The 22134-nt window shown below is 30.9% G+C and carries 21 protein-coding genes and 1 pseudogene; 7 read left to right on the forward strand and 15 right to left on the reverse strand.

What is annotated here, in order from left to right; all coding sequences use genetic code 11:
* Positions 1–97: 97 nt before the first annotated feature.
* From pheT to AC2FB1_RS03120, 5 genes are all read right to left on the reverse strand, one after another.
* Positions 98–2500, reverse strand: coding sequence for a phenylalanine--tRNA ligase subunit beta (pheT, locus tag AC2FB1_RS03100; protein ID WP_490673821.1), 2403 nt, complete (start codon positions 2498–2500; stop codon positions 98–100).
* A complete protein-coding gene (gene pheS, locus AC2FB1_RS03105; RefSeq protein ID WP_490673822.1) occupies positions 2500–3558 on the reverse strand; it encodes a phenylalanine--tRNA ligase subunit alpha in 1059 nt (352 codons plus the stop codon). Before pheS ends, pheT begins: the two co-directional genes overlap by 1 nt.
* Before the next feature lie 351 nt (positions 3559–3909).
* Positions 3910–4650 (reverse strand): TrmH family RNA methyltransferase, encoded by a 741-nt coding sequence (locus AC2FB1_RS03110; protein WP_490673823.1) that lies wholly within the window; start codon positions 4648–4650, stop codon positions 3910–3912.
* A 114-nt stretch (positions 4651–4764) separates the two neighbouring features.
* Entirely contained in the window at positions 4765–4938 is a 174-nt protein-coding gene (gene rpmF, locus AC2FB1_RS03115; protein WP_001830121.1) for a 50S ribosomal protein L32, read from the reverse strand.
* An 84-nt stretch (positions 4939–5022) separates the two neighbouring features.
* Positions 5023–5577, reverse strand: coding sequence for a YceD family protein (locus AC2FB1_RS03120; protein WP_490673824.1), 555 nt, complete (start codon positions 5575–5577; stop codon positions 5023–5025).
* 126 nt (positions 5578–5703) lie between these two features.
* On the opposite strand from AC2FB1_RS03120, the gene AC2FB1_RS03125 reads away from it, so the two are divergent.
* Positions 5704–6843 carry a nucleotidyltransferase gene (locus tag AC2FB1_RS03125; protein ID WP_490673826.1) on the forward strand — a complete coding sequence of 380 codons (1140 nt, stop codon included), beginning with the start codon at positions 5704–5706 and terminating at the stop codon, positions 6841–6843.
* A 41-nt stretch (positions 6844–6884) separates the two neighbouring features.
* Here the strand turns inward: AC2FB1_RS03125 and coaD are convergent, their stop codons facing one another.
* On the reverse strand, positions 6885–7370 hold the full coding sequence (gene coaD, locus AC2FB1_RS03130; RefSeq protein ID WP_490673828.1) for a pantetheine-phosphate adenylyltransferase: 486 nt from the start codon (positions 7368–7370) through the stop codon (positions 6885–6887).
* The gene (rsmD, locus tag AC2FB1_RS03135; protein WP_490673899.1) at positions 7363–7914 is read right to left on the reverse strand and encodes a 16S rRNA (guanine(966)-N(2))-methyltransferase RsmD; all 552 of its coding nucleotides are present in this window, start codon (positions 7912–7914) and stop codon (positions 7363–7365) included. The genes coaD and rsmD overlap by 8 nt, the downstream gene beginning before the upstream one ends.
* A 70-nt stretch (positions 7915–7984) precedes the next feature.
* Here rsmD and AC2FB1_RS03140 point away from each other — a divergent pair, with 70 nt between their 5' ends.
* Entirely contained in the window at positions 7985–8374 is a 390-nt protein-coding gene (locus AC2FB1_RS03140; protein WP_490673829.1) for a DUF7147 family protein, read from the forward strand.
* Between the two features lie 17 nt (positions 8375–8391).
* Here AC2FB1_RS03140 and AC2FB1_RS03145 read toward each other — a convergent pair whose 3' ends face one another.
* Positions 8392–8643 (reverse strand): DUF2129 domain-containing protein, encoded by a 252-nt coding sequence (locus tag AC2FB1_RS03145; protein ID WP_490673830.1) that lies wholly within the window; start codon positions 8641–8643, stop codon positions 8392–8394.
* A 146-nt stretch (positions 8644–8789) separates the two neighbouring features.
* Between AC2FB1_RS03145 and AC2FB1_RS03150 the strand changes: the two genes are divergently transcribed.
* Positions 8790–9725: a lysophosphatidylglycerol phospholipase D gene (locus AC2FB1_RS03150; protein WP_490673831.1), complete on the forward strand. Its 936-nt coding sequence runs from the start codon at positions 8790–8792 to the stop codon at positions 9723–9725.
* A gap of 153 nt (positions 9726–9878) precedes the next feature.
* Here the strand turns inward: AC2FB1_RS03150 and AC2FB1_RS03155 are convergent, their stop codons facing one another.
* Together AC2FB1_RS03155 and AC2FB1_RS03160 are read right to left on the reverse strand one after the other, a co-directional pair.
* Positions 9879–10313, reverse strand: coding sequence for a YlbF/YmcA family competence regulator (locus AC2FB1_RS03155; RefSeq protein WP_490673832.1), 435 nt, complete (start codon positions 10311–10313; stop codon positions 9879–9881).
* Positions 10314–10330: 17 nt separating this feature from the next.
* Positions 10331–11392: a CAP-associated domain-containing protein gene (locus tag AC2FB1_RS03160; protein WP_490673834.1), complete on the reverse strand. Its 1062-nt coding sequence runs from the start codon at positions 11390–11392 to the stop codon at positions 10331–10333.
* 394 nt (positions 11393–11786) lie between these two features.
* Here AC2FB1_RS03160 and AC2FB1_RS03165 point away from each other — a divergent pair.
* Positions 11787–12990: pseudogene (locus AC2FB1_RS03165) on the forward strand (transposase).
* A 94-nt stretch (positions 12991–13084) separates the two neighbouring features.
* Here AC2FB1_RS03165 and AC2FB1_RS03170 read toward each other — a convergent pair.
* On the reverse strand, positions 13085–13546 hold the full coding sequence (locus AC2FB1_RS03170; protein WP_490673835.1) for a DUF420 domain-containing protein: 462 nt from the start codon (positions 13544–13546) through the stop codon (positions 13085–13087).
* Positions 13547–13575: 29 nt separating this feature from the next.
* Positions 13576–14487: a heme o synthase gene (gene cyoE, locus AC2FB1_RS03175; protein ID WP_490673836.1), complete on the reverse strand. Its 912-nt coding sequence runs from the start codon at positions 14485–14487 to the stop codon at positions 13576–13578.
* Between the two features lie 237 nt (positions 14488–14724).
* On the opposite strand from cyoE, the gene AC2FB1_RS03180 reads away from it, so the two are divergent.
* Positions 14725–15645, forward strand: a complete 921-nt coding sequence (locus AC2FB1_RS03180; protein WP_490673837.1) for a COX15/CtaA family protein — start codon at positions 14725–14727, stop codon at positions 15643–15645.
* Positions 15646–15767: 122 nt separating this feature from the next.
* On the opposite strand, the gene AC2FB1_RS03185 is transcribed toward AC2FB1_RS03180, so the two are convergent.
* The 3 genes from AC2FB1_RS03185 to AC2FB1_RS03195 all read right to left on the reverse strand — a co-directional run bounded on the left by AC2FB1_RS03185 (position 15768) and on the right by AC2FB1_RS03195 (position 21305).
* Positions 15768–19217, reverse strand: coding sequence for a pyruvate carboxylase (locus AC2FB1_RS03185; protein ID WP_490673838.1), 3450 nt, complete (start codon positions 19215–19217; stop codon positions 15768–15770).
* A gap of 334 nt (positions 19218–19551) precedes the next feature.
* Complete coding sequence (gene ftsW, locus AC2FB1_RS03190) at positions 19552–20784, reverse strand: cell division peptidoglycan polymerase FtsW (protein WP_490673839.1); 1233 nt, start codon at positions 20782–20784, stop codon at positions 19552–19554.
* 245 nt (positions 20785–21029) lie between these two features.
* Positions 21030–21305, reverse strand: coding sequence for an Fpa/YlaN family protein (locus AC2FB1_RS03195; protein ID WP_490673840.1), 276 nt, complete (start codon positions 21303–21305; stop codon positions 21030–21032).
* Positions 21306–21443: 138 nt separating this feature from the next.
* Here AC2FB1_RS03195 and AC2FB1_RS03200 point away from each other — a divergent pair, with 138 nt between their 5' ends.
* Positions 21444–21929, forward strand: a complete 486-nt coding sequence (locus tag AC2FB1_RS03200; protein ID WP_490673841.1) for a hypothetical protein — start codon at positions 21444–21446, stop codon at positions 21927–21929.
* Between the two features lies 1 nt (position 21930).
* Positions 21931–22125 (forward strand): DUF2197 domain-containing protein, encoded by a 195-nt coding sequence (locus AC2FB1_RS03205; protein ID WP_070718710.1) that lies wholly within the window; start codon positions 21931–21933, stop codon positions 22123–22125.
* Positions 22126–22134: the final 9 nt, after the last annotated feature.

The following is a 22134-nucleotide window of genomic DNA, read 5'->3' on the forward strand; positions in this document are numbered from 1 at the left end:
TAGTATTGTAAATAAAGAAGCCAGTAAATGAATTTATAAAAAACTCATTTACTGGCTATTTTTTAGGAATTATGTCCCAGCCTCTTCTTTATTTTTATTATCGAATTGTAGCGCCTTTAGCTTTTAATGCTTCTAAAATTTTATCATGAATTTTAGAGACACGTTCATCTGTAAGCGTATCTTCAGTATCTAAATAATTCAAACGAATGGCTACTGATTTTTTACCTTCTTCCAAGTGTTCACCTTCATACACATCAAATACAAGTGTATTTTTAAGAATATCTTCTCCATTCTCATGAATGATGTCTAATAATTCTGATGAAGGTATGTCACGTTTTACTTCCATAGCGATATCTCTTGACACACCAGGGAATTTTGGAATTGGTTCATAATTTATATAACCTACAGCCACTTGCATCATTGCATCATAGTTTAATTCAAAGACATATGTTCGTTTAAGATCGTTTTCAGCTGCTAATTGAGGATGCAATTCTCCTACAAACCCTATTTCTTTACCTGCTAAAGAAACGATAGCAGTTCTACCTGGGTGAAGACCACTGATTTCGCCAGCTTTATAGGTAAAGTCTAAATTTAATTTTTCAGCAATTCGATCGACGACACCTTTAGCAATAAAGAAATCAATTTCTTCTTTTTTTCCTTGCCAAGTGTTAACCACATATTCTCCAGTTAAAATACCACTTAAATATTCTATTTCATCAGGTAATTCATCTTTACCGTTACCAAAGAACACACGACCAATTTCATATAATCTTACATTTTTATTTTTACGTGCTACGTTATAAGCTGTCGCTTCAATTAAATGTGGTAATAAGCTTTGACGTAATGTAGAATGCGCTTCACTCATCGGCATGAGTAAACTAATTGTAGGACGTTTTTGTAATGCAAAATCTTTGGCGTGTTCTTTAGATACGAGTGAATATGTGATAGCTTGATTCAATCCTGCACCTTCAAGTGTTTCTTTTACTGTACGTGTTTTATACTGACGATCTGTCAATTCTCCACTAGTCACATCATCAAATACTGGTAAAGTTGAAGGAATATTATCATACCCATATATTCTCGCTACTTCTTCAATTAAATCTTCTTTAATTGAAATATCTTTACGACGTGAAGGTACATGTACTGTTAAAATATCGTCATTTTGAAGGGTTTTAAACCCTAATTGTTCAAAAATAACTTTAATCTCATCATTTGATAAATTAAAACCAATCGTTTGATTTACTTTTTCAGCAGTAATATTAATTGGCGTAACAAGTGAACCTAAATCTCCTTGTGCTACTCTATCTTTTAAAACTTTACCTGAAGCATAATGTTCAAGTAAATAACAAGCTCTATCCACTGCTTCATTAACAAATTCTGTTGCAATACCTTTTTCAAAACGACTTGAAGCCTCACTTCGTAAATTTAAACGACGTGATGTATGGCGAATAGATACAGAATCAAAAATTGCACCTTCTACTATGACATTTGTTGTTTGATCAGTAACCTCTGAAAAGTCTCCACCCATAACACCCGCTAATGCAATAGGTTCTTTACCATTTGTGATAACAATGTCTGTATCAATAAGTGTTCTTTCAGTATCGTCTAATGTTGTTATTGTTTCATTTTCATTTGCTTGACGTACAACAATATCTTTAGAACCAATATGATCTTGATCAAACATGTGGAGTGGTTGGCCATATTCGAGTAGTACATAGTTAGAAATATCAACTACGTTATTAATTGGACGGATACCAGCTTTAATTAAACGTGCTTGCATCCAAATAGGTGATGGTTCAATTCTCACATCTTTAACAACTCTTGTACTGTAATAAGGAACTTTTTCTGGATTATCAATTGTCACTGATAACTCATCTGTTGCTGAAGTCTCTGCTTCGTTAAGCGTTATTTTTGGTTTAGTCATCTCAATTTGATATAATGCTGCAACTTCATATGCAGTTCCTACCATGCTTAATGCGTCTGCACGGTTAGGTGTTAAATCAAATTCCATGATTTGATCATTAAGATATAGTGCGTCTAATGCATCAGTTCCCGGTGTCACTTCATTAGGAAATACGAAGATGCCATTTTCATAGTCTTTTGGTACAACGTTACTTGAGATGCCAATTTCTTGTAAGGAACAAATCATACCTTCTGAACGTTCTCCACGTAATTTGGCACGTTTTATTTTAATACCTCCAGGTAAACGTCCGCCTACTTTAGCTACAATCACATATTGATTTTCATCAACATTTGGTGCCCCACAAACAATTTGAACTGGCTCTCCTTCACCAATATCAACTTGACATATATTCAATTTATCTGCATCTGGATGTTTTTCTTTAGATTTTACATATCCTACCACTAAATTTTTAATATCTTTTGAGTAATCTATAATATCTGCTACTTCAATTCCCGTACGTGTAATACGCTCAGCTAAGTCTTCAACAGATACGCCAGCATTTACGTAATCTTTTAACCATTCATTTGAAATCAACATTATGCTTCACCTCTATCTTCTACAGCTTTAAATTGATCAAGAAATCGTACATCATTTGCATAGAAATGACGAATATCTTCGATTCCATATTTTAACATTGCTATACGATCGGGTCCCATACCGAATGCAAAGCCAGAATATTCATTTGAATCAAAACCGGCCATTTCAAGAACATTAGGGTGTACCATACCTGCGCCTAAGATTTCGATCCATCCAGTATATTTACATACGTTACATCCTTTACCTTTACATTTGAAACAAGAAACATCTACTTCTACTGATGGCTCTGTGAATGGGAAATAACTTGGGCGTAATCGAATTTCACGATCAGCACCAAATAGTTTTTTAGCCACCAACTCTAGTGTTCCTTTCAAATCACTCATTTTGATATGTTTATCTACCACTAAACCTTCAATTTGTGTAAATTGATGACTATGTGTAGCATCATCTGAATCTCGTCGATACACTTTACCAGGGCAAATAATTTTTACTGGTCCTTGACCATGACGTTTCTCCATTGTACGTGCTTGTACTGGAGACGTATGAGTACGCATTAAAATCTCATCTGTAATATAAAAACTATCTTGCATATCTCGTGCTGGATGTGATTTAGGAAGATTTAAAGCTTCAAAGTTATAATAATCTTGCTCTACTTCATATCCATCAACAATTTCATATCCTAATCCAAGGAATAAATCTTCAAGTTCTTCAACTGTTCTAGTTAATGGATGTTTTGAGCCAATATTAATTTGACGGCTAGGTAATGTTACATCAATTGTTTCTTCAGCAAGTTGCCGATTTAACTTTTCTTGTTTTAATAATTCTTGTTTTTCTTCAAGTTCTTTTTGAATCGCTTGTCTTAACTCATTTACTTTTTGACCATAAGCTGGCTTTTCTTCATTTGACAAATCTTTCATATTTTTCATCAAACCACTTACAGAACCTTTTTTTCCTAAGTACTTTACTTTAACATCTTGTAAAGCACGTTCATCTTGCGCTTCGTTAATGTCTACTAAAGCTTGTTGTCTTAATTCTGTCATTGAATCATTTTGAGTCATGACTTACACCTCATACTTTCTATTTATCATAAAATTTACTTTATTAAATAAAAAAAAGACTTTCATCCCTAAATAACTGGGACGAAAGTCTTCCGTGGTACCACCCAAATTTATGTCTAAGCATACACTTGTTAGCATTGTTAACGAAGATGCACTCCGACTTAAATTTCTTTAAGTAACCAAAAAGGTGAAAAAAACTAATGTATATTGAAGTAAGTTTCAGTCACGCTTACTTTCCCTGTGCAATGAATCATTTAGTTTACGTCTTTTTATCGGTTTATATTTATCTTTAAATAAAATATCATTTTAAATTTGTGTACAATTAAGTATAGTCGATTTTAAATCAAAAGGTCAACCTTTCAAATGATAAAGCAAAATACTTCCGGCAATTGCCACGTTTAAACTTTCTGCTTTACCATATATAGGTATAATAAGATTCTTCGAGGTATGGGCTAATAATTCTTTATTGACACCTTCCCCTTCATTACCAAGTAATAAGGCAAATGTATTTTGTGATTCGATATTTTTATAAGATACCGCATTTTCTAAGGCTGTACCATACACTGGGCCATCAAATTGTTCAATAAATTCATTTAATCCTGTTGTGACAATAGGAATGTGAAATACGCTTCCTTGACTTGCTCTCATTACTTTGTCTTGGTATGCGTCTGCTGTACCTTTTTCCATTACAATCATGTCTATACCCGCAGCATCTGCTGTACGAATTAACGTGCCTAAGTTACCAGGATCTTGTATACGATCAAGTAATAACACTTGTTTCGCTTTTGAGATATCATGTTTAGGTTTTTCAATGACTGCAAAAAAACCTTGCGGTGTAATAGTCCCTGATAATGATTCAGCTACTTTCATATTAATTTCATAAGCTTCTTTTGCATACTCTAAAAGTCTAGAATCTGTTCTTTCTGGCTCAATTACAAATAATTGTTTAATTATCATATTACTTTTAAATGCTTCATCAATTAAATGTATGCCTTCGATGAGAGCCAATCCTGTTTTATCGCGTTCTTTTTTCTTTTTCAGTTTATTTGCTAATTTTATTTTATTGTTTTGCGTTGAAGTAATCTGTTCCATAATATTCTCTCCAAATTATTTTTGATAGCAATGGTATAGATTGAGATAATATAAAAAAAGAGTGGATAGAATTCATAATGAATTCGTATTCCACCTTTTTTAAATAGATATAAATTATTTAGAAACGACTTCTTCACCATTGTAAGAACCACAGTTTTTACATACGCGGTGAGATAATTTGTACTCGCCACAGTTTGGGCATTCAGTCATACCAGGTACTGAAATTTTGAAATGAGTACGACGTTTATTTTTTCTAGTTTTAGACGTTCTTCTTTTTGGTACTGCCATGATATATCCTCCTTAATATTAAAACACATAATCTCAAGTATTCGGTCATTTAATTATTATACTATAAATTAAATCAACCTGCTATTACTCTTTATCATATAACTGTTGTAATTTTTGAAGCCTAGGATCAACTTGGCGTGTTTGGGAATCGTCATTATCTTTAGAGTGTTCAAGCTCAAGCGCTTGTTCTTCATCAATAACTTCCCAACCGTTACCTTCTGTAAGCATTTGATCACTATTCTTAGAAAATGCACGCATTGGCTTCTCAATAATAACCAATTCTTTAGCAATATCTCGGATATTAATCATACCATCTGTAGCAAGATGATAATGTTCATCTTCATCTACTTCTTCTTCGGTATAACTATTATAACCTTCTAAATCAAATACTTCGGAAGTTCTGACATCAAGTGGCACATCTACAGGCACTAATGTACGAGCACAAGGCATAGTGTACATACCAGTAACATGCATATCTGCTATCACTTCATTTGATTTTATGGTTAATTCACCTTCGATATTAATCTCTGATAAATCAATCAGACCTAAAGGTTCTATTAAATCGTCAAAGTTCGCCTTTTCATTGAATTCAAAAGGTTTACCTTGATATTTTCTCAATTGCGTTATTGACCATTTCATATGGCTTCACCTCTAACAAACACAAAATTTATTTTAACTTTACTATTAAAAGTTGTCAAGATTTTTTCTTAACAACTTATCATCTGTTACAATACTAATAATGAATACTGAAAGGATGAATTGCAAATGAAAAGTGTTGGATTGATTACAGAGTATAATCCATTTCACAATGGCCATGCATATCATGCGCAACAAGCAAAACTACAGTCCAATGCAAAGGTTTCTATTGCAATCATGAGTGGTAATTTCGTTATGCGGGGTGAACCTGCTATTTATAACAAATTTCTACGTACGCAAATGGCACTGTCAAATGTCGATTTAGTTGTTGAATTACCTCTTATCGCTAGTCTTTCTTCAAGTGATTATTTTGCGAAAATAGCTATTCAAGTTGCTCATTATCTAGATGTTGATACTATTGCTTTTGGAAGTGAAACACCTGATATCACCCGTCTTAAAAACGTCGCTAATGAAATTATCAATTTAGAACATAGTCCAATTTTTAATCAAAAAATAAAAGAAGGTAACAGTTATGCAAAAATTATAAATGATTTAATTAGCGAAGATACTTTACTAAAATTGCCTAATAATATTTTAGCAGTCACTTACTTAAAAGCTATACAGCAATTTGCACCTCATCTAAAAGGACTTGCTGTTCAACGTGTACATGCCCATCATCATGATGTGACAATTAAAACATCACCATTTGCAAGTGGTTCTGCAATAAGACAGGCGTTAATAACTCAAGAAAATCAGTGGACTGCAGTTGTCCCTCCTTCTATTAAAGCGCTTTATACAACACCTCATTTAACTAAAGAGGATACATTTAGCTTTATTAAATATCGTATCTTAAGTCATTCAACTCATGAATTAGCTCATATATACACCATGTCTGAAGGATTAGAGCATCGTTTGAAAAAATATATTAATCAAGCAACCTCTTTTGAATCATTTATGTCTTTAATTAAAACAAAACGTTTTACCTATACTCATTTACAACGTATACTTATGCAAATTCTTTTAAATGTTAAAAAAGAAGATTATATTCAATCCATTTCAGCTGTAAGAATTTTAGGAATGAATCGTCGCGGACAAAGTTATCTAAAACAATTAAAAACCAAATTTCCGGAGCGTCAATTCATCACTAATATTAATAAAACATCTGCTCATTTTTTTAAAAATGAAATTAAAGCTATCGATATTTATAACTTATTATCAGGTCAAAAGAAAAATGATTTTAATACACCTGTCATTAGATTAAATAATTAAATTAAAGCGTATGGAACATTTCTGTTCTATACGCTCATTTTTTAATCTTTAAATTTTTCTTTTAATGCTTTTTCAACGTTACTAGGTACAAAATCTGAAATATCTGCCTTATATTGAGCGACTTCTTTTACAACACTTGAACTAATGAATGAATAGTTTGTACTTGTCATCATGTACATGGTTTCAACATCACTATTTAATTTTTTATTCATTGAAGTTAAGCGTAATTCATACTCAAAATCACTCACCGCTCTTAAGCCACGAATTATTGTTTTAGCGCCTACTTTATTGCAAAAATCGACAAGTAAGCCATTATAATTATGCACTTTCACATTTGGCAAATGATTTACAGATTCACGTATTAGTTTCATCCGTTCTTCAATAGAAAATGTACCCGCTTTGCTACTGTTTTTTAATACACACACATGAAGCTCATCAAATCGATCAGCACTTCTTTCAATAATATCTAAATGTCCATAAGTAATAGGATCAAAGCTACCTGGAATGACTGCTTTTGTCTTAGTCATTGTGTTCTCCTTTTTTTAATAACAAAGTATCAGTTAAACCGTAATGATATTGTTTAATCACTTCAAAATCATATGTATTGATTTTTTCTTGATTACTAAACTCACAAACGATAATACCATGTTTTTTTAATAAATTAAACTTAGAAATTTGTTCTAGTGCCTTGTCTATCAACCCTTTGTTATAAGGAGGGTCTAAAAAAATGAAATCAAATTGAATTTCTCTTTTATTGATAGCCTTTAACGCTCTATTTGCATTATTTTTATATACTTCTGATTGTTCCTCTAAATTTAATTGTTTCAAATTAGCTTGAATGACTTTAACTGCTTTAAAGTTTTGGTCTACAAATATGACTTTTTCCATACCTCTAGATAGTGCTTCAATTCCTAAAGCACCACTACCAGCAAATAAATCTAAACCTAAGCCGTATACTTCATGTAAACTATTAAACATACCTTCTTTAACTTTATCCATTGTCGGACGAGTGTTACGTCCTTCTAAACTTTCTAATGGTTTACTTTTATGTTTTCCAGCAATGACTCTCATTTTGACTTTCACTTCCATTTCATTCATTTATTTACTATAATTTGTTTTGAAAAAGGAGAATTAAATATTTATGAAACAATCATTTATTATTTTAGGAGAAGGACTTACAGATTTATTCGAATTTCTTACTCTTATTGAATATAATCATGCAAGAATAGACAAAATAGTCTATTTCCATACACCACAATCAGATAAACAATTATCATCAGTAGCAATTATTATGAATCCTACGACTGGCAAACAATTTCAAGCCATGTATATGATGTTAGATGCTTTAAAATATCCATATCCAAATAGTAATAAAAAATTTGATATGATTAATGAAAAAGCCCAATCGTATGACATTCCTATTATTGGCATCGATGTTCAACCGCCAAATGCATTTCATACGAATGACTTATATTTTAAATATTTAATTAGCGTACTTCGTTTACAAAATTGGATTCCCCCGATGCAATAACAATTTTTTAATAAATCTTAAAGCATTTCATGCTTTTCTTTATCATATGTTTTTTTCAAGTTTTTGTATGGTGATCCATCAATATGTAAGACGTATTTTAATTTCATTAATTTCTGAAGAATATCGTCTACTTCTTGTTCATTAACATACATTACTACATACTTTCGCGGTTTATTAGTGTATACGATATGTCCATATTTACGTATCTGTCTTTCGTGCTTAATATGCTTTAAGTAAATAATTAAGCTAACTCTTGGAATTAATTCCATATTATTTCACTCACTCCATTTATTATGCATAATTACTATACCATGACTGATAATTTTATAAAATACATTGAATATCTCAACACTTAACTTTCAATGAAACCATTTCTCTAATAATTAAACTTAAATGAACTTTAGGAGGTTATATCTTGAAATATATTAAGAAAAATTTTTTAAATTTGAGTATAACTAGCATGGGGATATTAAGTAGTTTATTGCTTTTAAAAAGAAATCAAAATCCTAAAATGCTTAAAAACATACCTCATTTTTTTAATGGACCAACACCTTATATTTTTGCACATAGGGGCGGAATGTCAGTTCGACCAGAACAAACACAATTAGCTTTCGATAATGCGGTTGATTATGGTTTAGATGGCTTTGAAACAGATGTGAGACTAACTAAAGATGAAGAACTAATCGTTTTTCATGATGCTACAGTCGATCGCACTACTAATGGTTCAGGAAAAGTATGTGATTACACATTAAAAGAATTAAGAAAGTTAGATGCTGGATTTCATTTTACTGATATCAATGGTCGACATATTTACAGAGGTCATCCACAAGCTAAAATCTTAACTTTTGGAGAACTATTGGAAATGTATCCAAGCAAATATATCAATGTAGATTTAAAAGATACTCCAAATAGTTATGAAGGATCTATTGCTCCTAAAAAAATATATGATATTATAAAACATCATCATGCTGAGAAACGCGTGCTTGTAACAAGTTTTCATAAAAAACAAAATGAACGTTTTAGAGCATTAAGCAATGGAGAGATTGCTACTGGCGCAAGTCAATCTGAAGTGACTGAAGGTGTTGTTAAATTTATTTTAGGCTTAGGTTACCATTATCATCCTCAAGCTGATACATTTCAAATGCCTCTGAAATTTAAAGGCATTCCATTATCATCAACTCACTTTATTCAATGGCTTAACATATTAAATATTGTGCCAGGTTATTATGGAATCAATAGTGTTGATTTAATGTATGATTTATATCAAAAAGGTGTTCATACTATTGTTACTGATCGTCCTGATTTAGGTAAACAATTTAAATCACAACTAACCCCACATACCTCAAATTAAATACAATCATAAATAACTGCATAGAAAAGTCTGAGACATACTCATAATTGTCTCAGACTCTTTTAATATATGGACCATCACTAATTAAAATTAAAAATACGTTTATCTCTCAATTTGTAACTCAAACTCTGAATGACTCACTCTTATCCCTATTTATAAGCTACAATTACAAGTGCCTCCTGTAGCGCACCCCTTAGAATCCACTTTAAAAAATGGACTACCCGCTTCAATCTTTACATTCTCCGATACAGACAACGCAATTTTAGTCAACACTTCATCTATTAAGTTTTGTAATTGTACTTCCTTAGATTTATAATCCATTACATTAGGTAACATTTCATAAGCTCGTTTACGTCGACGTGTATCTAACATTACATTTTGATAATCTGGATGATATCTACCAAAACGCATCACTTCATCATAACGTTCTTTTGATTTTAAAAATGCTTGATACATTAAATGTGCTTCATCATCTTTTTCAAGTTTTTTTTGTGCTTCTCTATAATTAAAATACACTTTTGATTGTACAATCATATCTGATAATTCTTCAATTTCATCTAAAATTGATAATGTTTCCTCAGTATACATTATCGTCACCCCTTAACCTATTTTTGTACAAATATAAGTGAATAATAATTTCTCATTACTTCTCCACCCATTTCATTATACTTTTTATTTAACATTCTTGAACGGTGCATATCTGAGTTTATCCAACTATGAATTAATGTAGGCACGTCATCGAAGTCATAACCAACATTTTGACTTGTAGATATAAAGTCAATATTTTCATTATTAAGTTGGCTCTTAAGTGCGTCTTCTGTAAATTCAACATCTTCTGTACCAGTTGCTTCATATAAATTAACTGAAGCAATATGTGCTAAGTCTGAATTTACTTTCAATGGTGGAATATGTTTTAAATCTCTCATTTGATTAGTAATTTCATAAAGTGTTATCAATTGATTTGGACTTTGTTCATATGGTAATGAATCTTTATGATTTTTATCATTTTTAAATTTATTATCTGATACTTCCTCTTCATCGGTTAATTGATAAGGTTTTAGAAATGCTAACATTTCTTTATCTAGATATCGAATACCCATAATTCGATTTGATTGTTGATCTACATAAACCTGAGCATAAATATTACCATATTTAATTAGAGTTTGAGTTTTAATATCTTCATCTGATAACTCAAAATTATATTGCTTTCCATTCACTTTAAAAGAAGGATCTGGATTAATACTCGTGTTATCAAATATATGTGAGGCATTTTCATTGATTTTTAATGACTCAGTTTGAGCTTTTTCTCCAGTGCCATAAACAGAATGAATTTCATCATGTTTCGTAGTAACAATATAATACTGTTGCTTTCTTTTAAAAATATAATCGGTATAGCCTCCTTTAACAGGATAAGTACGATTGGCTTGTCCATATTTATTTGTAAGATAATTAATATCTTTGCCTATCCAAGTACCTATTCCACTTTTTGGAGAAGGGTTTTCAGATTGTTTTTTCTCAGAATGTGAGACTTGATTTGTATGATTTATATTATTATTGTTATTAGGATTTTCAAGAACATCAAATTTTAATCTTGGTGAGTAAAATAAATAGATTAGGAAAGTAATTAAAAATACAACTCCTAACACTTTGATTACTAATTTTGTCATTGCTCACCCACCTCTTTAGAATTATATATATTGTACAAAATAACTATTTTAATAATCAAGCCATTCATGTTTTCTAAACTCCAGATTTATTATTAAATTACGTTATATCTATTTATAAAAAAGAGGAGGCTGGGATATAATTCCTAGCAAAATAGCCAGTAAATGAGTGTATTACAAACTCATTTACTGGCTTCTTTATTTACAATACTACGTATTGTTGGCTTGCTTTCTTAGGGGACAGCTTCAGCCTGTAGTCATCAGGTTGTCCTGTTTTCTCAAGAGTCTCGCCAAAATACTTTGTATTTATATATAATTTTATATTGAAATACTAAAAAAGTAAGGCACTTTCGTATAATTTAATAAATATCACTAAACTAAATTAACGAGGTGTCTTATGTATAAAGAATATAACATGACTCTACTAATGGAAACGTCAATTCTTATTCCCACAAATGATATTGTAGAAATCATTCCTAAGACTGAATTCGATGAATTCAGACATCATCGTGGGGTAACATTATACCATCCGAATGATGTGACTATCACAAAATCAAAAACCTTCTTATAAAACGATGAATTGATTTAGAGTCAATCCAAACGTAGATGCTTTATTAACATCATTATTCATTCAATTTCATAGTCATTGTTTGAAACAACATCTTATAGATGATTTGGCCATTTTTATTGATGGTACGAAAGTTGAGGCGAATGCCAATCGATATACATTTGTATGGAAAAAGAGTATTCAAAACCATGAGACAAAGATGAATGAAGATTCTAAAGCACTCTATCACGAATTGGTAACAAATAAAATCATACCTGAGATTAAAAAAGGTCACGGTAATGACTTAACAAAAGAAAAAATAGATTTGATTGATAGTCATTTAGATAAAGACATCGAAGATTTAAACCAATATATCGATAATGAAAAATGTACTAAAATAAGAAAATAAATACGGCTTAAAAGAACTAAAATTAAATAATACAAAAAGAAAATTAATGAGCGCTCTGAGCGAGAGCATAGATATGAAGTCCAAAAATCTATTTTAAATGATAGAAATAGTTATTCTAAAACAGATCATGATGCCACATTTATGAGAATGAAAGAAGATCATATGAAAAATGGACAACTCAATCCAGGATATCATTTACAAATAGCGACAAATTCCCAATTTATTTTGTCTTATTGTATCAAAATCCGATTAATACAAGAACGATGATACCATTTTTAAATTCAATTCAAAAACGAATAAAAAAAATAATGAAAAATTATAATTAGGAATATTTTAAAGCCCAAATTAATAAAAAATTTTCAGAACAAAAACAAAAGCCATCTACAGTCAAAGAAAAATTGATGTGGAGACTGTTTTGGATTTATGAAGACTAATTTGAGTTTCACTCGAATGTCAGTTCGAGGGATAAATAAAGACAAAAGAGAACTAAGATTTTGTGCTAATGGCACTTAATATGAGAAAAGTAACAGTTCAACGAACTGAAAAAAATCAAAAAATTATAAAAAAGACAATTTCTATATTATTTCAATAGAAATTGTCTTTTTTCACTTATCCATAAACTTTTTGTCCCGTACTCTTTTTTAATATATTGGCAAACGGCAACTAAATTGAAAATATGCTTGTATTAAAAATTTTTCAGTTTTAGTCTCAGAGCCCTTCTTTAAAAATTTCAATATTGTTATAAACCTAGTGTTGCTTTAATCACCGATGTAGTTTCTCCACCTGGATAAAATACATATAGTAATAAATATACTGTAACACCTGTAATTCCAGTAAAGAACCATATAATTGAAGCGACAGGTCCGATTCTTCTATGCCATTTAAATTTATCTTTAAATGCAGTAATAATTTGAACTAATCCTAATACGCCACCTATCGTAGCAAGATTAATGTGGAATATTAAGAATATTTTATAATATGTTCTAACAGAATCTGGCCCACCAAAATCTGTATTACCTATAAATATTGTTCGAGTTGCGTAGATGATAAAAAACGTTAATGCAAAAAATGCTGCCCATAACATAACTTTTTTATGTGTATTAACATGACGATGTGCAATTTGCCACCATCCTATCGCTACTAAAATAGCACTAATTACGATACAGCTTGTACTAATAGTTGGTAGAATTGGTAAACTCATATGTTCCATCCTTATTTAACTTAGATATTTTAAATCATTTTTATTAAAGAGATGACAACAACTAATGCAAAAAATACTACTAAATAATTTAGTGAATAGATAAACATTTTTGTTGCCCACTTAGTTTGATTAGTATTTTTCTTAAATGTTGTTAAACCTACAAAAATCCATCCAATATTTAATAAAGTTGCTAATACAACAAACGTAGTGCCTAAACTAGATAATAAGAAAGGTAGTGGTAATAAAAACACTAACCAAATAAACATACTCACTCTTGTACGTTTAAATCCTTTTACTGAAGGTAACATAGGAATATTGGCTAATGAATATTCATCACTACGTTTAATAGCTAGAGCGTAAAAATGAATAGGTTGCCAACAAAAGACAACTAAAAATAATGCAAAAGCTACAAGACTTATTTGTTCATCAATAGCTACCCACCCAATTAAAGGCGGTACCGCACCTGGAAAACTTCCTACTACCGTGTTCCAAGTCGTATGTCTTTTAGACCAGATTGAATAATATGATACATATCCTACTATACCAAAAAGTCCTAAAACACCTGATGGCACATTTAATAAGAATAAACATGCTTCTCCTACTAACATCATACCGAAACTTAGCATTAATAAATGTTTATCTGAAATTCTATCGTTTACTGTTGGTCTACTTTGTTTACTTGGCATAATTTTATCGATATCTTGATCGTAATAATTATTTAATGCACAAGCACCACCCATAATTAATGTCGAACCTATCAACATTAATAAGATTTGAGGTATTGACGATAGGAAGGAATGATTTGTCATTACAATAGCTAACCAAGCGCCTGCAAAAGCAGGAATTAAGTTACCCTGTACCAAGCCCATTTTAATAATTTGTTGTAGTTCTTTAAAAGATACTCTACTTGATGGCTGCGATAGAGTGTGTTCTTTACTCATGGTTCCCCTCCTTAAAATTTTCATATAGTACTATGATATAGCAATTACTAATAAAAGGCTAGGTTATATCTATTTAAATTGTGACACTTTAACGACATTCTGACTCACTAATTTTTTGTCTTTAATTATTGTTGTATAATAATTGTGATATTTATAATTTTAATTTTGCATTATACTCAGAGCGTAAATGTATGTCATATTACAAAACATTCTGAATTAATGGTGGGGTGTTTAAACTTGTTTAATAAACGAAACCTTAAATGGTTATCAATCGTAGCAACGATTATTATGGCATTGGTACAACTTGGAGGTGCCTTAGTAACTAAGACGGGGTCTGAAGACGGTTGTGGTGCTTCATGGCCTCTATGCCACGGCGCTTTACTACCTCAGAATTTGCCAATTGCTACAATAATTGAATTGAGTCATCGAGCTGTATCAGGCTTGTCATTAATTATTGTTCTATGGTTGGCCATTACAGTGTGGAAAAATATAGGATATATCAGAGAGGTTAAGCCTCTAGCAATTATTAGTGTTGCTTTCCTATTAATTCAAGCCTTGATTGGTGCAGCAGCTGTTATTTGGCAACAAAATTCTTACGTTTTAGCTTTACATTTTGGAATTTCATTAATCAGTTTTTCTTCTGTGTTCGTGCTAATGTTAATTATTTTTGAAGTGGATAAAAAATATGAAGCTGATGAATTATTCATTAAAAAACCATTACGCAATCTTACATGGATTATGACTGGTGTTGTTTATGTCACTATTTATACTGGTGCTTTAGTCCGCCATGCTAAAGCAAGTCTAGCATATGGAAGTTGGCCTTTACCTTTTAATGATTTAGTGCCACATACTGAACAAGATTGGGTACAATTTGCACACCGCGGTATGGCATTTATCACTTTTTTCTGGATTATGATTACATTTATTCATGCCATCAAAAATTATTCTGAGAATCGTACAATTAGATATGGTTATACTACTGCATTTATTTTAATTATATTGCAAGTGATTACAGGTGCATTGTCTGTGATAACACATGTTAATTTAATCATTGCATTAATACACGCACTTTGTATTACTATACTATTTGGTTTAATTGCCTACTTTATTTTACTTATGCTTCGTTCAATTAGAAGTGAAAAATCAAAAATTAGATAAAGTTTTAAAAACGTTAGAGTTATTGTAAAACTTATATAATCTCTAACGTTTTTTTATGCAAAAAAAGCATAAGATAGAATGTCATTTTCCTTTCTATCTCATGCTTTTAAACTATTTAATACCTATTCAGTTTTTTCAATTTCGATTAATAAATCTCCTGTTGCAATAGCGTCACCATTACTAACAGTAACTTTTTTAATCACACCATTAAATGGAGCTTGAATTGTTGTTTCCATTTTCATTGCTTCGGTAATTAATAATGGTTGATTTACTTTAACTTCATCGCCTACTGAAACTTTAACTTCAGTCACACTTCCTGGCATTTGAGCACCTATATGATTAGGATTTGTCTTATCTGCTTTAGGTTTTACATTGGCATTTGTTTTTATATTTTCATCTTTAATCATAATACGACGTGCTTGACCATTCATTACGTAATAAATAGTTCGGTTACCATTTTCATCCGCTTCACTAATTGTTTCAAGCTTAATAATCAAACGTTTTCCGTTTTCAATTTCAATTTCTACTGTTTCACCGTTACGCATACCAAAGAAGAATGTCGGTGTATCAAGTAATGATAAGTTACCATATTGTTGTCTAGTTTGGATAAATTGATCAAATACTTTTGGATAAAGTACATAACTTATAACATCTTGCTCAGTAACATCACCATAATTTTTATCAACTAATTCTTCTCGTATCTCTTCAAAATCTACTGGTTTTAAATATTCTCCTGGACGTTCAGTTAACGGTTGATGTCCTTTTAAGATAATATCTTGTAATTTTTTGTTAAAACCATTCACTGGTTGACCAATCTCACCTTTAAAGTATGACACTACTGATTCAGGGAAATCTAATTTATAACCTTGTTCAATAATAGATTGTTCATCTAAATCATTTTGTACCATATATAACGCCATATCTCCTACCACTTTTGAAGATGGTGTAACTTTAACGATATCTCCAAACAAGAAATTAACGCGACGATACATATCTTTGACTTCATTAAAACGTTCACCAAGACCTAAACTTTTAGCTTGTTGACTTAAATTAGAGTATTGACCACCTGGCATTTCATGTTGATAAATTTCTGTATTAGGTGACTTAATATCACTTTCAAAATCAACATAGTATGGACGAACAGTACTCCAATAATGGCTTAATTCTTCTAAACCTTGAATATCTGTGCGCACATTTCTTTTAAATCCATCTAAGGCGTAATATAAAGAGTTCACACTTGGTTGACTTGTTAAGCCACTCATCGATGCAATAGCTGTATCGATAATATCTACACCTGCATCGATAGCTTGTTTATACGTTAATAAACCATTTCCACTCGTATCATGTGTATGTAAATGTATTGGTAAATTAACTGCAGCTTTTAATTCTCCAACAAGTTCATACGCTGCTCTAGGTTTTAATAAACCAGCCATATCTTTAATTGCTAGAATATGGAAGCCTTCACGTTCTAATTCCTTAGCTAATTTAACATAGTAATCTAAAGTAAACACATTTGAACGTTCTGGATTTAAAATGTCACCTGTATAACAAATAGTACCCTCTGAAATTTTACCTGCTTTTTGAACCGCTTCATTTGCTACTTTCATTTGATCTGCCCAGTTTAATGAGTCGAAAATACGGAAAACATCTACACCTGCTTTAGCACTTTCATCTACAAATTTTTGGATTACATTATCAGGATAGTTTTTATAACCCACAGCATTTGATGCTCTTAATAACATTTGGAATAATACATTTGGAATAGCTTTTCTAAGTTTTTCTAAACGTTCCCAAGGATTTTCTTTTAAGAAGTTGTAGGCTACATCAAATGTAGCTCCTCCCCACATTTCTAAAGAAAAACTATCTTTAAACACTTCAGCAGTTTTAGAAGCTATATTTAACATATCTTTTGTACGCACACGCGTAGCAAGTAAAGATTGGTGTGCATCTCGGAATGTAGTATCAGTAATTAAAACATCCTCTTGTGCTTTAACCCAATTTGCAACTCCACTAGGTCCTTTTTCATCTAGTAATTGTTTTGTGCCATGTAGTTTTTGAATTTTCTTTTTAGAAACTTGTGGAATCGAAGTTGATTCATAGTCTGGCTTCGTACGTTTTTCAACATTTGGAAAACCGTTAATCGTTACATTTCCAATGTATTCTAATGTTTTAGTACCACGATCTAATGTAGGCGCAATATCGAATAATTCCGGTGTTTCTTCGATAAATTTTGTCGTATAATCTCCACTTCGGAATTTCTCATTACGCATGACATTAACTAAAAATGGAATATTTGTTTTCACACCACGAATACGCATTTCACGTAAAGATCGTTCCATTTTTTCTTCAGCTTGTTTAAATGTAATGGCATGAGTAGATAATTTCACTAATAACGAATCATAGTATGGTGAAATTTCAGCACCTTGGAAACCATCTCCTGCATCTAAACGTACACCAAAACCACCACTAGAGCGATAAGCAATAATCGTACCAGAATCTGGCATAAAATCATTTGTAGGATCTTCAGTAGTGATACGACATTGAATAGCATATCCAAGCGTTTGAATATCTTCTTGATGCGGTAAAGCAATACGTTCATCAAATAGACTTGCTCCATCTGCTACTAAAATTTGAGTTTTAACTATATCAATCCCTGTTATCATTTCTGTAATTGTATGTTCTACTTGAACACGTGGATTGACTTCAATGAAAAAGAATTCATCCCCAGATACTAAAAATTCCACTGTTCCAGCATTAACATATTTGATGTTTTTCATTAATTGTAATGCAGCTTGACAAATACGTTCTCTTAATTCATTAGGCAATCCTACAGATGGTGCTACTTCAACTACCTTTTGATGACGACGTTGTACAGAACAATCACGCTCATATAGATGAATAATATTACCATATTCATCACCAATAACTTGAACTTCAATATGTTTTGGATTATCGATATATCTTTCAATATATACTTCACTATTACCAAAAGATTTTTGTGCTTCAGATTTCGCACGATGGAAGGCATCTTCTAATTCTTTTTCTTCGCGAACAATACGCATTCCTTTTCCTCCACCGCCACTTGTGGCTTTAATCATCAGAGGGAATCCTGCCTCTTTAGCAAATGCCTTTGCTGCATCAAAGCTTTCAATTGGTCCATCTGTTCCTGGTATAACTGGTAAATTTGCTTTAATTGCAGTTGTTCTTGCTTTTACTTTATCGCCAAACATATCTAAATGGTCAAGATGTGGACCGATAAAAGTTATGCCTTCTTCATTACAACGTCTTGCAAATTCTTCATTTTCACTTAAAAAACCATAACCTGGATGTATTGCATCAACATTTGCACGTTTTGCTACTTCAATAATTCGCTCAATATTTAAATAACTTTCGGCTGGTCCTAAATCTTTTCCTACTAAATATGATTCATCTGCTTTGTATCTATGTAATGAATTTTTGTCTTCATTTGAATAAATTGCTACTGTTTGAATATTTAATTCTGTTGCTGCTCTAAAAATTCTAATTGCAATTTCACCACGATTGGCTACTAATAATTTTTTTATATGATTCAAAGAAGAAACACCCCTTTATATTTTGAAAATTCTAACTAATTAGATAATAAAATTTTATCTTAAAATATATGAGAAAGCTATTACTTTTTTACATACAATTTATACAATGAAAATATAGTAACTAAGTAAGCTTAACCACTATTTTAAAATATAATCATTAATATTTATTACTTTTAATAACTTAATATTATCATTTATATTTTCAAGACGCTACTCTGGACTAGTAATACTTTAACTTGTCACATAAATGTAAAAAAAGTGGAAGCAAGAATTATTTTTAAATTCTCACTTCCACTCTCAATGACATCATGTACATATTTATATTTTAGTGATCCTAATATTGTCTTGGTATATCTACTTTTTGTTTTTTATTTTTTATTGCTCTTTTTTCTTCAACTTTAATTTGTCTTGCTACTAACAATAACAACCCCATAGCAATACTTAAACTAATCATCGAAGAACCACCAAAACTTATAAATGGGAGAGGCACACCTGTTAGTGGAATTGTAGCTGATATACCTCCTAAGTTTACGAAGGTTTGACTACCAATATAACTCGCTACACCGACACATATTAATTTATAAAAATATGAAGATGTTTTAGTTGCTAATATAAATGCACGGAATACAATAAAAAACAATAATCCTATTACTAATAAGGCACCTACAAGTCCCAATTCTTCACAAATTACTGCGAAAATAAAGTCTGTATGCGCTTCTGGAAGATAACCAAGCTTCATAATCCCATTCCCTAATCCACGACCAAACAATCCTCCATTTCCGATTGCCATTAATGAATTGGATAAATGATAACCAGTACCTGAAGAACTACTAAAAGGATCATAAATTGTACTGAAACGTGCTTTTAAATATCCTGGCATCCACCCAGCAGAAATAAAGAGACTAGCAATAAGAATAAATCCAAGGATAATATATAATACAGGACCTTTTACTATTTTTTTTGCACCAATACCGACAAATAAAAACATTGACAAAACAATGATTGATATTAATAATGTTTGTCCAATATCTCCTTGTAAAAGCACTAGAACTAAACAAAGTATGATTAAAAAAATTGGGCCTTTAATAATAATTAAATTGCCTCGTATCTGTGGTAATTTTTTACTTAATACATAAGAAATATAAAGAATTAAAGCAATTTTCAATAACTCTGAGGCTTGTAAATTCATAAATCCCAAGTTAAGCCAACTTTTTGAACCATTAATATTTTTACCTATCGCTAATGTTAAACATAAAAGGACAAAGATAATTATCATAATCCACTGTTGTATCTTTGCTTGTTGAAAGACTCTTATATTCATCATAAATGCAATTAAAAAAACAATAACAAAACTCATGATTACATAAATCAATTGTCTATTATAAAAATATGTACCTGAAACCTCAATGCCTCCTGTTAATGTCCCTTTAGTAGCTGCCACCATGCTAGCACTATAAACCATCACTAAACCTATTAAACACAAAATAACGTATGAAATTAATAATGGATAATCGATAAACTTAGAGGTTCTACCTATGTATCGAAATATATTCTTTAAATTATTCATAAAAAAGATCATCCAATTCTAAAATTTTAAACTATATATGTTCATTAAAACGATTTATCAAATTAAATTCTGTCTAAACTATTATATACTTTGTAATTATTAATTAACAAACATAAACGTAAAAAATAAAATAAAAGGACTGAAAATATTATTTACATAACATTTCAGTCACTATCATAAAATTATTACATGTATTAAATCTTACTCATTATAATACTTTAATATCAAAACCGTTAGACTTAGAGTTATACGTTTGTGAATGCTTCATGCAATTTAGATAATTCTTTTTCTAAACGAAGCATTAAACTTTTACCGTCTTCTTTATCAACTAAACCAAGTTTTACAGCAAAGTCTACTTCTTTTTGTAAACCAAACATTTGTGTGTCGAGAACTTCTTCATATAGTGGGCAAGATGGCATAGTTAAATTATCCATTTGAACTTTAATTAAATGCAAGATTCTATCAGCATCTTGATTTAATTGCTCATAAGCTTCACTATTTATGTTCGTTTGCTTCGGCATCACATACTCCCCCCATCATTAAATATCTCCATATCAGAAGTTTATCCTACTACCTTTTAAAAAGCAAGTTTATTCGATAAACCCTTTATTTTAAATATGATAAAATAATAGTTAGATTGAAACTAGGGAGTGGGCAAGATGATTCAAATTAAAGGAGACGTCAATTTTCCTATTACTTTAGATAGTACAACATGGATTTTTGATGATAGAAAAGTAAAAATAGAGGATATTGAAAACGGTATTTTTGAAGGAACTAAACCTATTAAATTTGAAGATAACCGCGAATGGAATAGAGCTATTTTAGAAGGACAAACCAATCCTCCTACTTTAAACTCTGAAATTAAGTATCGTAAACGTGCTGTATTAGAAGATTCATTTGCAATAAATATGACACCATTTTTTAAAAATGCTGAACCTTTAGAAAGTGCAACTGCAATTAAACTTTCAAATGATACATCTTCAATTGAAATACCACTAGAATTATTACCTTATCTATTTTTCCAATTTGCTAAAGATGGCAAGAGATTGTACGATGATAATTCAGTAGATAGCTTTGTTTATAATCCTGAGGATAAAGCATATTCATATCATTTTAAGTATGTAACTCATATTGAGGTGATTTAAATTGCGAGAAGTTCAATGTATTATTTGTGATACTAAGGTCTTAATTGATGAACGTACAGTTGAAGCTAAACGTCTAAGGAATAATCCAATTAAAACATTTATGTGTAGTGACTGTAAAAGTCGATTAGATACACCTAGACAGCGACCAAATGAGAATCGTAAATTTAACCTCCATTTTTCAGATGAAAACGAATAACACATCATA

This window comes from Staphylococcus sp. CoH_129_LAB_1, assembly GCF_058191515.1.